Raw genomic sequence first — 11,643 nt, forward strand, 5'->3', positions numbered from 1 at the left:
GACAATGATTGAACGTTATACACGCCCGGAAATGGGTGCAATTTGGACAGAAGAAAATAGATACCAGGCTTGGCTCGAGGTTGAACTTTTAGCTTGTGAAGCGTGGAGTGAACTTGGGGTCATCCCGAAAGATGACGTGAAGAAATTACGCGAGAATGCATCCTTTTCCATCGACCGCATACACGAAATTGAAGCAGAAACACGCCACGATGTTGTGGCTTTCACCCGTGCCGTTTCTGAAACGGTGGGAGAAGAGCGAAAATGGGTGCATTATGGACTGACTTCAACAGACGTTGTGGACACGGCGCTGTCCTATCAATTGAAGCAGGCGAATGAAATCATCCGTAGAGACCTCGTCAACTTTATCGAGATCCTTGGTGAGAAAGCGAAGGAACACAAACACACGGTTATGATGGGCCGTACACACGGTGTACATGCCGAGCCGACGACGTTTGGACTGAAGCTTGCCCTTTATTATGAAGAAATGAAGCGTAATCTCGAGCGTTTGGATCTTGCAATGGACCACATCCAATTCGGAAAGCTTTCTGGAGCGGTCGGAACGTATGCGAACATCGATCCATTTGTTGAAGAGTATGTGTGTGAAAAGCTTGGCCTGAAGCCAGCACCTGTTTCGACACAAACCCTGCAGCGTGATCGTCATGCTCATTATGTATCCACACTTGCTTTGGTTGCGACTTCGATTGAGAAAATTGCTGTGGAAATCCGCGGCCTGCAAAAAACGGAAACACGTGAAGTGGAAGAATTTTTTGCGAAAGGTCAAAAAGGTTCCTCTGCGATGCCGCATAAACGGAATCCAATCGGTTCTGAAAATATGACCGGAATGGCACGCGTCCTGCGCGGCAACATGCTGACGGCATTTGAAAATGTACCGCTATGGCATGAACGTGACATCTCTCACTCTTCCGCAGAGCGAATCATCCTGCCTGATGCAACGATTGCTTTGAATTACATGTTGAACCGTTTCGGAAACATCGTGAAGAACTTGACTGTCTTCCCTGAACGGATGCAGGAAAATATGGAGAAAACATACGGACTCATCTTCTCCCAGCGTGTATTGCTCACGCTCATCGATGAAGGTTTGGTCCGCGAAGAAGCTTATGACCTCGTCCAGCCGAAAGCCATGGAAGCATGGGAGCGCGGCATCCCGTTCCGTGAACTGATTGAAGCAGACGACAAGATCACATCCACCCTGTCCGAAGAACAGCTGGATGCCTGCTTCGACTACAAGCACCACCTGAAACAAGTCGACCGCATCTTCGACCGCATCGGACTGTAACGCTGTAACGAAAGATGACGGACAGATAATGGAAAATACTGTATGACCTGGTACACCAGAATCTGGTGTACCAGGTCATACAAAAAATCCCAATTCCTTAGCGAGGTGTTTCTGTATGAAGGGTTCTTTATTGTACGAAGGGAAAGCAAAACGGGTGTATCATACGGCGGATGAGTCGGATCAGCTCGTTTTATCTTATAAAGATGACGCTACAGCATTTAACGGCAAGAAAAAAGACGAGTTCGCAGGCAAAGGACGTCTCAACAACTTGATTACCTCGAAAGTATTCCAATACTTACACCAGCACAACATTACGACCCACTTTATCAAAGCTCTGAACGATACCGAACAGCTGGTCAGACGAACGGACATCATTCCTCTTGAAGTCGTCGTCCGCAACCAGGCTGCTGGCAGTATTACGCGCCGGCTCGGCATCGAGGAAAAAACGAGCTTTACTCCACCGATCATTGAATTGTTTTACAAGAAAGACGAATTGAATGACCCGCTCATCAACGATGTCCACGCGTATCATCTTACGGACATCACGGAACAAGAACTCACGTTTATTAAACAGCAAGCCTTAGACATCAACATTGAACTTCAAAAGCTTTTCCGTTCGGCAGGGCTGACACTTGTCGACTTCAAATTGGAATTCGGCCGCCTCAAAGACGGCACTATCGTCCTTTCTGATGAAATTTCCCCGGATACGTGCAGGCTTTGGGACAAAGAAACAGGCGAGAAAATGGATAAAGACGTCTTCCGGGAAAGTACCGGTGACTTGATCGATACGTACACCAAAATACTACATCGACTGGAGGAGAGCGTATGCGCAAAGTAAAGATTCACATCACGTTGAAAGAAGGGGTCCTTGATCCACAAGGAAAAGCTGTCCACAACTCCCTGCAATCGTTAGAATATAACAACGTCCAGGACGTACGCGTCGGAAAATACATGGAAGTGATGGTTGAAGACAGTGACAATCTTGAAGCGGAAATCGACCGCATGTGTGACCAGCTTCTTGCCAACCCTGTCATCGAAAATTACAGCTACACGATTGAGGAGGCGGGTTAACGTGAAGTTCGCTGTCATCGTTTTTCCAGGATCGAATTGTGACCGTGATATGTACTTTGCTGTTAAAGGTCAACTCGGAGCAGAAGCGGATCTTGTCTGGTATAAGGAAGCAAATCTAGCAAACTATGACGGGATTCTACTGCCGGGCGGTTTCTCTTATGGCGATTACCTGCGCTCAGGTGCCATTGCCTCTACTTCTGATGTCATCACACAAATCCGCGAAGCAGCAGAGGCAGGAAAGCCAGTGCTTGGCGTGTGCAACGGATTCCAGATCCTTCTCGAAATGGGACTTCTGCCTGGTGCAATGCTTCCGAATGAAAAGCTCAAGTTCATGTGCCATTTTGAAACCCTGACGGTTGAAAATGCTGACACGATGTTTACCCGTCAATACGAGGAAAAGGAAAAAATTCAAATTCCAATTGCACACGGAGACGGCAATTATTTTTGTGACGAAGAAACGCTTCAGAAGCTCCAAAACAACAAGCAGATCGTCTTTACGTATGACCAGAACCCGAACGGATCTGTCGGAGATATTGCCGGCATCACCAATGAACAAGGAAATGTGCTCGGCATGATGCCACACCCGGAACGGGCGGTCGAAGCTCTTCTTGGTCACGATGACGGTCTTCGTCTATTTCAATCGATTTTGACACACTGGAGGGAACACCATGCCATCAATGCTTGAGATCAGTCCAGAACAAATCGAAGAACAGCACGTCTATAGAGAGATGGGGCTGAAGGATGACGAGTATGCATCGATTCGCTCGATTCTCGGGCGTCGTCCGAATTACACAGAGACCGGCTTGTTTTCGGTCATGTGGTCGGAACACTGCAGCTACAAAAACTCCAAACCGCTTTTGAAAAAGTTCCCGACTGAAGGGTCGCACGTGCTCCAGGGTCCAGGGGAAGGAGCGGGAATCATCGACATCGGTGATGATCAGGCCGTCGTTTTCAAAATCGAAAGCCACAATCACCCGTCTGCTGTTGAACCGTATCAAGGGGCGGCAACTGGCGTCGGTGGAATTCTGCGTGACGTCTTCTCGATGGGCGCACGCCCGATCGCGCTTCTGAATTCGCTCAGGTTCGGTTCGTTGCAGCAACCACGTGTGAAGTACCTTTTTGAAGAAGTCGTCCGCGGCATTGCCGGTTATGGCAACTGTGTCGGTGTCCCAACGGTCGGCGGAGAAGTCCAGTTCGATGATGCGTACAATGGCAATCCGCTCGTCAATGCGATGTGTGTCGGGTTGATCGATCATAAAGATATCCAAAAAGGAATTGCGGCCGGTATCGGTAACACGGTCATGTACGTCGGAGCCAAGACCGGGCGTGATGGCATCCACGGCGCTACTTTCGCATCGGAAGAATTGTCGGAAGAGTCCGAAGAAAAGCGTCCATCCGTACAAGTCGGGGATCCGTTCATGGAAAAACTGCTCATCGAAGCTTGTCTTGATGTCATCCAGCACGATGCTCTTGTCGGTATTCAAGATATGGGAGCGGCAGGACTGACTTCATCCGCAAGTGAAATGGCGAGTAAAGCAGGCACAGGAATGACGATGAATCTCGACCATATCCCGCAGCGCGAAGAAAATATGACGGCTTATGAAATGATGCTCTCTGAATCTCAGGAAAGGATGCTGCTCGTCGTAGAAAAAGGACGCGAAGAAGAGATTGCAAGAGTTTTTCGTAAGTATAATCTTGAAGCGGTAGCGGTCGGTGAAGTGACGGATACGAAACGCTTCCGCCTCGAGCACCACGGGGAAGTTGTTGCTGACGTTCCCGTTGATTCCCTTGCTGAGGATGCACCGGTCTACCATCAGCCGTCCCGTATCCCTGCGTACTATGAAGAGTTTCAAAGAATGGAAAATTATATTCCGAAAATAACAGATTACCGGGAGACATTGGTGAATCTATTGAAACAGCCGACAATCGCCAGCAAAGAATGGGTGTACGATCAGTATGATTCCATGGTCCAGACGAATACCGTCGTCACACCAGGATCTGATGCGGCTGTGCTTCGCGTACGCGGTACAAACAAAGCGCTTGCGATGACGACCGACTGCAATTCCCGTTATCTCTATGTAGACCCTGAAGTCGGTGGGAAAATCGCAGTTGCTGAAGCAGCAAGAAATATCGTCTGCTCGGGTGGTCGCCCACTGGGAATCACAGACGGACTCAATTTCGGATCACCGGAAAATCCGGAAATCTTTTGGCAGATGGAAAAAAGCGTCGACGGCATGAGCGAGGCGTGCCGTAACCTTGAAACGCCAGTCATCGGTGGGAACGTCAGCTTGTACAACGAATCATTCGGAGGTCAGGCGATTTACCCGACACCGATCGTCGGTATGGTCGGTTTGATTGATGATGTTAAGCATATCACTCGTTCCCATGCGCAACATGCTGGCGACCTCATCTATGTAATTGGGGAAACGAATGCAGAATTCGGAGGCAGTGAACTGCAGGGCATGCTTGAAGGGAAGCATTTTGGAAAAGCCCCGTCGCTGGATTTAAAGATCGAGTATAACCGTCAAAAACAGCTTCTGACAGCGATTCGCGCAGGACTTGTCGTCTCTGCTCATGACGTATCAGAAGGTGGTCTATCTGTTGCCCTTGCCGAAAAGCTTTTTGAAAACGAGTTCGGATGTGAGGTGACGCTAGAAGGCGAACCGGTCACAGCGTTGTTTGCAGAATCGCAGTCGCGCTTCATCGTCACCGTAGCGCCGGAGCAAAAGGGTGCATTCGAACAGAGTGTCACGGACGCCCGTTTGATCGGAACCGTGACGGAGAACGGGGTGTATAGAATCAAGCAGGAAGGCGTCGTTCTGGAAGAAAAGACATCAGTGCTGAAAGAAGCGTGGAAAGGAGCGATCGGATGCTTGGTGAAATCAAAGGTTTGAACGAAGAATGCGGCATTTTCGGCGTCTGGGGCCATCAGGACTCGGCCCAGCTGACGTATTACGGTCTCCATGCCCTCCAACACCGCGGTCAGGAGGGAGCCGGAATTGTTACAACAGACGGAGAACAGCTGAAACTTGCTAAAGGGCACGGCCTCATCAATGAAGTTTTTTCAGAAAATCAGCTCGATGACTTGAGTGGTCATGCTTCGATCGGTCACGTGCGCTACGCAACGGCAGGGGACGGCGGCTATGAAAATATCCAGCCGCTTCTCTTCCGCTCCCAAACAGGGGGACTTGCACTTGCGCATAATGGAAACCTTGTGAACGCCCAGGCGTTGAAAAACCAGCTGGAGGCGCAGGGAAGCATTTTGCAGACGACCTCGGATACTGAAGTGGTTGCCCATTTAATCAAACGTGCCCGCCATCTGCCTCTCGAGCAGGCCATCATGGAGGCTCTGTCGATGATCAAAGGCGCGTATGCGTTTCTCGTCATGACTGAGGACCGCATGTTTGTCGCCAATGACCCGCGCGGGTTGCGTCCACTCAGCCTTGGTCATCTGGGAGAATCATGGATCGTCTCTTCAGAAACATGTGCCTTCGATGTTGTCGGTGCCGAGTATGATAGGGAAATCGATCCTGGTGAGCTCTTGATCATATCAGATGAGGGAGTGGAATCCAAACGGTTCTCCGCTCCGATTCAGCGCACGCTCTGCTCGATGGAATATGTGTACTTTTCAAGACCTGACAGCAATCTTGACGGAAAAAATGTCCACGCTTCCCGTAAACGGATGGGGAAATCGCTGGCGGAAGAAGCTCCGATTGATGCGGATGTTGTGACAGGTGTTCCGGACTCAAGTATTTCTGCAGCCATCGGTTATGCGGAAGCTTCCGGGATTCCGTATGAGCTCGGGTTAATCAAAAACCGCTATGTCGGCCGGACATTTATACAGCCGTCTCAAGAGCTACGTGAACAAGGTGTGAAAATGAAGCTCTCTGCTGTCCGAGGGATTGTCGAAGGGAAAAAAGTGGTCATGGTCGATGATTCGATCGTGAGGGGTACGACGAGCCGCCGAATTGTGAAGATGTTGAAGGAAGCGGGAGCGAAGGAAGTTCACGTGCGGATTGCGTCTCCACCGATTAAAAACCCGTGCTATTACGGCATTGATACTTCAAACAGTGGAGAATTGATCGCCGCGAACAATTCCGTCGAGGAAATCGAAGAGCAAATCGGCGCTGACAGTCTCGCTTTTCTATCAGTTCAAGGATTGAATGACAGTATATATCAAGGAGAAGAGTCGCTGAGACACGGCGGTTGTATGGCGTGTTTTACCGGCAATTACCCGACAGAAATTTATCCGAACACGATGCATCCATATGAAAAGGCATAGGAGGGAAGCGAGATGAGTCAATCGTATAAACAGGCAGGCGTCGATGTCGAAGCTGGTTACGAAGCGGTCGAGCGGATGAAAAAGCATGTCGCCCGTACGATGCGTCCGGAAGTGCTGGGAGGACTCGGTTCTTTCGCTGGATTGTTTGACCTCAGCGGCATGAGCTATCAACAACCTGTCCTTGTGACAGGCACAGACGGAGTCGGAACGAAGCTTAAGCTGGCGTTTGAGATGGATCAGCATGATACCATCGGCGTAGATGTTGTCGCGATGTGTGTCAACGATATCGTTGCCCAAGGCGCAGATCCGCTTCTTTTTTTGGATTACATCGCCTGTGGAAAAAATGACCCTGCCCGGATTGAGCAGATCGTCAAAGGAATTTCAGATGGCTGCGAACAGTCCGGGGCTGCCCTAGTCGGTGGCGAAACGGCAGAAATGCCAGGCATGTATGAGGCGGATGAATACGACCTCGCCGGCTTTGTTGTTGGAATGGCGGATAAAGAGCAGATCATTACAGGTGCTGAAATCAAAGAAGGAGATGTCTTAGTCGGCCTTCCTTCCTCCGGCGTCCATTCGAACGGCTTTTCTCTTGTCAGGAAACTCATCGCAGACCTGGACCTCGATACGGTACCTGCGGGCTGGACCCGCACACTTGGAGACGTCCTGCTGACACCAACGCGGATTTATGTTCCTGAGATTCAAGCGCTGAAGAAAAACACCACCATCAAAGGCATCGCGCACATTACAGGGGGAGGCTTTTACGAAAACCTTCCACGCACACTGCCGGAAGGACTTGGGTGTGAAATCGACACCGACAGTTGGCAGGTGCCGGAAGTGTTCCGCTTTTTACAGGAAAAAGGATCGATCAGCAATGAGGAGATGTTCGGTGTGTTCAACATGGGCATCGGCATGGTCGTCGTGCTTGATCCTTCTGATGTAAACGCCGCGTTCGGAGCTTGTGATGATGCGGTCGTCATCGGAAAAGTGACGAACGAGGAAGGAGTGCAGGGAATATGATCAACATCGCTGTCTTCGCCTCCGGCACCGGTTCGAATTTCGATGCAATCGTCAGCAAAGTGGAATCCGGAGAGCTCGAAGCGAACATCGCCCTGCTCGTCTGTGACCGCATCGGGGCCCCTGTCATCGAAAAGGCTCAGAAGCATGAAATCGATACCGTCGTTTACCGGGCGAAAAGTTTTGCAGACAAAGCCGCCTATGAGCAGGCGGTGCTCGATGACTGCCGGCAGCGAGGGATTGAATTCATCGTGCTTGCTGGATATATGCGGCTGATCGGGCCGACATTATTGAAGCCGTATGAGCGCCGCATCGTCAACATCCACCCGTCCCTGCTGCCGGCGTTCCCGGGGAAAGATGCCATCGGTCAGGCGTTGGAGAAAAAAGTGAAAGTGACTGGCGTAACGGTCCATTATGTCGATGACGGTATGGATACAGGACCGATCATCGCCCAGGAAGCCATCGTTATTGAAGAAAACGACACAGCGGATGATGTAAAAGACAAAATCCAGGCGGTCGAACATCGCCTCTACCCACAAGTGATTCAATCATTATTCATCAAGGAGGAATCTCAATGAAAAAACGTGCCCTACTGAGCGTATCCAACAAACAAGGATTGACTGATTTTGCAAAGAAACTTCACGAACTAGACTATGAGCTTATTTCTACAGGTGGCACGAAACGAGCCATTGCAGAAGCAGGAGTTCCGGTGAAATCCATTTCCGAGGTCACTGAATTTCCGGAAATCATGGACGGACGTGTGAAGACGCTTCATCCTTCGGTCCATGGTGGGTTACTCGCAAAGCGCTCGAATGAAGAGCATATGAAGCAGCTCGAGGAACTGAACATCGAGACGATCGATCTTGTCGCTGTGAACTTGTACCCGTTCAAAGAGACAATCGCGAAAGAAGGCGTTACGGAAGCAGATGCGATTGAGAACATCGATATTGGTGGGCCGACGATGCTGCGCTCGGCTGCGAAGAGTTTTGAAGACGTCGCGGTCGTCGTTGATCCTGTCGATTACGATGAGGTCGTTGAAGGACTCAAGAACGATGCACTTTCTTATGAGGCCCGCCGTAAGCTTGCGGCCAAAGTGTTCCGTCATACCGCCAATTACGATGCGATGATTGCGGAATACTTTTCCGGTTTGACAGAAGAGCCATTTCCAGAGACGTATTCCGTCACTTATGAAAAAGTACAATCCTTACGCTACGGAGAAAACCCGCACCAGGACGCGGCTTTTTATAAGAAAGCGAACTTCGATGGCACGTCGCTCGCTGAAGCGGAACAGCTGAACGGAAAAGAGCTTTCCTATAACAACATTCAGGATGCCAACGCGGCTCTTGAAGTGGTGCTTGAGTTCAACCAGCCGGCTGCTGTCGCGGTCAAACACATGAATCCATGCGGTGTCGGAGTTGGTGAGAACTTGCATGACGCTTATGTAAAAGCGTATGAAGGTGATCCTGTTTCCATCTTCGGTGGAATCGTTGCCTTGAATAGAGAAGTCGATGCCGATACAGCTGCGAAGCTGAAAGAGATTTTCCTTGAGATCATCATCGCTCCGTCCTTCAGTCAAGAAGCGCTTGATATTCTGACAACGAAGAAGAACCTCCGCCTGTTGAAAGTGGACATGAAGAAAGCCGACCGTCCGGCTCATAAGCTCGTGACCGTCAATGGCGGGCTGCTTGTCCAGGATGCGGATGAAGGGTCTCTCGATGATGTCGAGCTTGAAGTGGCAACAGAACGTGAGCCGTCTGAACAGGAGCTTGAAGATTTGAAGCTTGGTTGGAAAGTCGTCAAACACGTGAAGTCGAACGCGATCGTCGTAGCGAAAGGGGACCGCACGCTCGGTGTCGGTGCAGGACAGATGAACCGTGTCGGTGCAGCGAAAATCGCTTTTGAGCAGGCAGGTGAGAAAGCAGAAGGCAGCATCATGGCGTCCGACGCCTTTTTCCCGATGCCGGATACTGTGGAAGCCGCAGCGGAAGCGGGTGTGACAGCGATCATCCAGCCTGGCGGTTCCAAGCGTGATCAAGATTCCATTGATGCCTGTAACAAACATGGCATCGCGATGGTCTTTACAAAAATGCGTCACTTCAAACATTAATCGAAAGGGTGGAGTCTTATGAACGTATTGGTCGTCGGTCGAGGTGGCCGGGAACACAGCCTTGTACAAAAGTTCGCAGAAAGTGATCAGGTAGATCGTATTTTCGCTGCCCCTGGAAATGCAGGGATGAGTAAAATTGCTGAATGCATCGATATGAGTGAGCAGGATTTTGACGGTCTGGTTGCTTTTGCCCGGGAGAACAATGTGGGCCTGACCGTGGTAGGCCCTGAGAACCCTTTGCTTGATGGATTGGTGGATGCTTTCCAAGAAGCGGCTCTGCCGGTGTTCGGTCCGACCAAAGCGGCCGCTCTGATCGAAGGAAGCAAGCATTTTGCTAAACAGCTGATGCACAAATACGAGATTCCGACGGCTGGATACGAAGCTTTTTCCAATGTGGAAGCGGCTCAATCTTACATTAGGGAAAAAGGTGCGCCGATTGTCGTGAAGGCGGACGGACTGGCGGCAGGAAAAGGGGTCGTCGTGGCTGAAACCGTGGACGAGGCGTTGTCAGCAGCGGAAGACATGCTTGAAAATGGCCAGTTCGGCGATGCGAGCCGTGAAATTGTCGTGGAGGAATTTTTGGCAGGCGAAGAATTCTCGCTCATGGCGTTTGTGAATGGTTCGAATGTCTATCCGATGATTCCTGCGAAAGACCATAAGCGCGCATTCGATGGAGATCAAGGTCCGAATACAGGCGGAATGGGCGCCTTCGCTCCTGTGCAAGCATTGAATAATTCTTCGTACGCCTTTGCTGTCGAGGAGATTGTGAAGCCGGTAGCGGCAGCGATGGTGGAAGAAGGCCGCCCGTTTACAGGGATTTTATATGCAGGCTTGATCGAAACTTCAGAGGGGCCGAAGGTGATTGAATTCAATGCGCGATTCGGTGATCCGGAAACGCAGGTCGTTTTACCTTTGTTAGAAAATGACCTCGTGCAAGTGGTGAACGATGTACTGGATGGGAAAGATCCTGGATTGAAATGGTCAGAGGAAGTTTGTGCAGGTGTTGTGGTCGCTTCCGCGGGCTATCCTGGTCCATATGAAAAGGGGCGTCCGTTACCTGAGCTTAAAGCGGATGATGGTTTTGTCGTCCATGCAGGGACAGCTTGGGAAAGCGGGAAGTATGTATCCAGCGGCGGGCGCGTCCTTTTGATTGGGAACAAAGGAGAAGACTTGGCGCAAGCGCTGGATCGTACGTATCAATCGCTCCGTCCATTTGAGAATCAGAGGGACTTTTTCTTTCGAAGAGATATCGGACGTACATCAGTCTCTTCGGCGGCTTCGCATGCCGACGTAGAATAAAGCGGCTATCGAGCCGATGACGGTGACGATGACGAAACCGACGTCTGTAAAGTACTCCATAAAATCCATATGTTTCATCCTTTTGAAGAAAGAGCGGGGCAGCCCGCTCTTTTTTTGTTAGTGATTGTGATATATATCAATGGGAAGTCGTATATATCAATTGAAAATTGAAGATATCGACCAAAATCCGGATATATCGGCTAAACTTTATTTTTATCGGCCAAATTTTTAATATATCGACGGAACAGGAAAATCATCGGCAGAAACATGCCGTACACCTCCGCGTTTATTGGTCCTGCGGAATATTTTGCTGCCAGCTTTGCTCAATGCCGTCTTTTTCTGTAGACATTTCCTCATAAACGGCTGTCAACGGGCAGAAACGTACAATTCCTTCCGCAACCTTCAATGCAGACAACATGATTAGAAGCGGGTGGGAAGAATCGCACTCTTTACGTGCACCGCGGATCGTCAAATAGGTCAGCATACTAAGACCTGCGGTGATGCGGACCATACTGTTGATGATACCGATATTCGGTTTCATTGTGCTTCCTCCTTACCAGAATGGAAGTTCCT

The 11,643-nt window shown here is 50.1% G+C and carries 12 protein-coding genes; 10 read left to right on the forward strand and 2 right to left on the reverse strand.

Annotated elements, in window-relative coordinates; translation table 11 throughout:
* Positions 1 to 4: 4 nt before the first annotated feature.
* The 10 genes from purB to purD all read left to right on the forward strand — a co-directional run bounded on the left by purB (position 5) and on the right by purD (position 11,070).
* On the forward strand, positions 5 to 1,297 hold the full coding sequence (purB, locus tag ACJA3J_RS03435) for an adenylosuccinate lyase (RefSeq protein ID WP_089651514.1): 1,293 nt from the start codon (positions 5 to 7) through the stop codon (positions 1,295 to 1,297).
* Between the two features lie 115 nt (positions 1,298 to 1,412).
* On the forward strand, positions 1,413 to 2,135 hold the full coding sequence (purC, locus tag ACJA3J_RS03440) for a phosphoribosylaminoimidazolesuccinocarboxamide synthase (RefSeq protein ID WP_089651513.1): 723 nt from the start codon (positions 1,413 to 1,415) through the stop codon (positions 2,133 to 2,135).
* Positions 2,123 to 2,368, forward strand: a complete 246-nt coding sequence (gene purS / locus ACJA3J_RS03445; RefSeq protein WP_089651512.1) for a phosphoribosylformylglycinamidine synthase subunit PurS — start codon at positions 2,123 to 2,125, stop codon at positions 2,366 to 2,368. Before purC ends, purS begins: the two co-directional genes overlap by 13 nt.
* Position 2,369: 1 nt before the next feature.
* Positions 2,370 to 3,053 carry a phosphoribosylformylglycinamidine synthase subunit PurQ gene (purQ, locus tag ACJA3J_RS03450; protein ID WP_406945529.1) on the forward strand — a complete coding sequence of 228 codons (684 nt, stop codon included), beginning with the start codon at positions 2,370 to 2,372 and terminating at the stop codon, positions 3,051 to 3,053.
* Positions 3,037 to 5,262, forward strand: coding sequence for a phosphoribosylformylglycinamidine synthase subunit PurL (purL, locus tag ACJA3J_RS03455; RefSeq protein WP_406945530.1), 2,226 nt, complete (start codon positions 3,037 to 3,039; stop codon positions 5,260 to 5,262). The genes purQ and purL overlap by 17 nt, the downstream gene beginning before the upstream one ends.
* Entirely contained in the window at positions 5,238 to 6,650 is a 1,413-nt protein-coding gene (purF, locus tag ACJA3J_RS03460; RefSeq protein ID WP_406945531.1) for an amidophosphoribosyltransferase, read from the forward strand. The genes purL and purF overlap by 25 nt, the downstream gene beginning before the upstream one ends.
* 12 nt (positions 6,651 to 6,662) lie before the next feature.
* Entirely contained in the window at positions 6,663 to 7,667 is a 1,005-nt protein-coding gene (purM, locus tag ACJA3J_RS03465) for a phosphoribosylformylglycinamidine cyclo-ligase (protein WP_406945532.1), read from the forward strand.
* Positions 7,664 to 8,242: a phosphoribosylglycinamide formyltransferase gene (gene purN, locus ACJA3J_RS03470; RefSeq protein WP_406945533.1), complete on the forward strand. Its 579-nt coding sequence runs from the start codon at positions 7,664 to 7,666 to the stop codon at positions 8,240 to 8,242. Before purM ends, purN begins: the two co-directional genes overlap by 4 nt.
* Complete coding sequence (purH, locus tag ACJA3J_RS03475; RefSeq protein ID WP_406945534.1) at positions 8,239 to 9,771, forward strand: bifunctional phosphoribosylaminoimidazolecarboxamide formyltransferase/IMP cyclohydrolase; 1,533 nt, start codon at positions 8,239 to 8,241, stop codon at positions 9,769 to 9,771. The genes purN and purH overlap by 4 nt, the downstream gene beginning before the upstream one ends.
* Before the next feature lie 18 nt (positions 9,772 to 9,789).
* On the forward strand, positions 9,790 to 11,070 hold the full coding sequence (gene purD, locus ACJA3J_RS03480; RefSeq protein WP_089651505.1) for a phosphoribosylamine--glycine ligase: 1,281 nt from the start codon (positions 9,790 to 9,792) through the stop codon (positions 11,068 to 11,070).
* Here the strand turns inward: purD and ACJA3J_RS03485 are convergent.
* A complete protein-coding gene (locus tag ACJA3J_RS03485; protein WP_406945535.1) occupies positions 11,032 to 11,148 on the reverse strand; it encodes an EYxxD motif small membrane protein in 117 nt (38 codons plus the stop codon). The two genes, purD and ACJA3J_RS03485, sit on opposite strands and share 39 nt — an antisense overlap.
* 208 nt (positions 11,149 to 11,356) lie before the next feature.
* A complete protein-coding gene (locus tag ACJA3J_RS03490) occupies positions 11,357 to 11,611 on the reverse strand; it encodes a DUF2892 domain-containing protein (protein WP_089651504.1) in 255 nt (84 codons plus the stop codon).
* Between the last annotated feature and the right edge of the window lie 32 nt (positions 11,612 to 11,643).

The sequence above is a fragment of the Halobacillus sp. SY10 genome (assembly GCF_045401165.1).
Lineage (GTDB): Bacteria > Bacillota > Bacilli > Bacillales > Halobacillaceae > Halobacillus > Halobacillus aidingensis.

Coding starts and splice junctions, on each gene's coding strand:
- ACJA3J_RS03490 (WP_089651504.1), bottom strand. CDS start 11,611: ATGAAACCGAATATCGGTATCATCAACAGTATGGTCCGCATCACCGCA.
- purN (WP_406945533.1), top strand. CDS start 7,664: ATGATCAACATCGCTGTCTTCGCCTCCGGCACCGGTTCGAATTTCGAT.
- purM (WP_406945532.1), top strand. CDS start 6,663: ATGAGTCAATCGTATAAACAGGCAGGCGTCGATGTCGAAGCTGGTTAC.
- purC (WP_089651513.1), top strand. CDS start 1,413: ATGAAGGGTTCTTTATTGTACGAAGGGAAAGCAAAACGGGTGTATCAT.
- purB (WP_089651514.1), top strand. CDS start 5: ATGATTGAACGTTATACACGCCCGGAAATGGGTGCAATTTGGACAGAA.
- purH (WP_406945534.1), top strand. CDS start 8,239: ATGAAAAAACGTGCCCTACTGAGCGTATCCAACAAACAAGGATTGACT.
- purF (WP_406945531.1), top strand. CDS start 5,238: ATGCTTGGTGAAATCAAAGGTTTGAACGAAGAATGCGGCATTTTCGGC.
- purS (WP_089651512.1), top strand. CDS start 2,123: ATGCGCAAAGTAAAGATTCACATCACGTTGAAAGAAGGGGTCCTTGAT.
- ACJA3J_RS03485 (WP_406945535.1), bottom strand. CDS start 11,148: ATGAAACATATGGATTTTATGGAGTACTTTACAGACGTCGGTTTCGTC.
- purL (WP_406945530.1), top strand. CDS start 3,037: ATGCCATCAATGCTTGAGATCAGTCCAGAACAAATCGAAGAACAGCAC.
- purD (WP_089651505.1), top strand. CDS start 9,790: ATGAACGTATTGGTCGTCGGTCGAGGTGGCCGGGAACACAGCCTTGTA.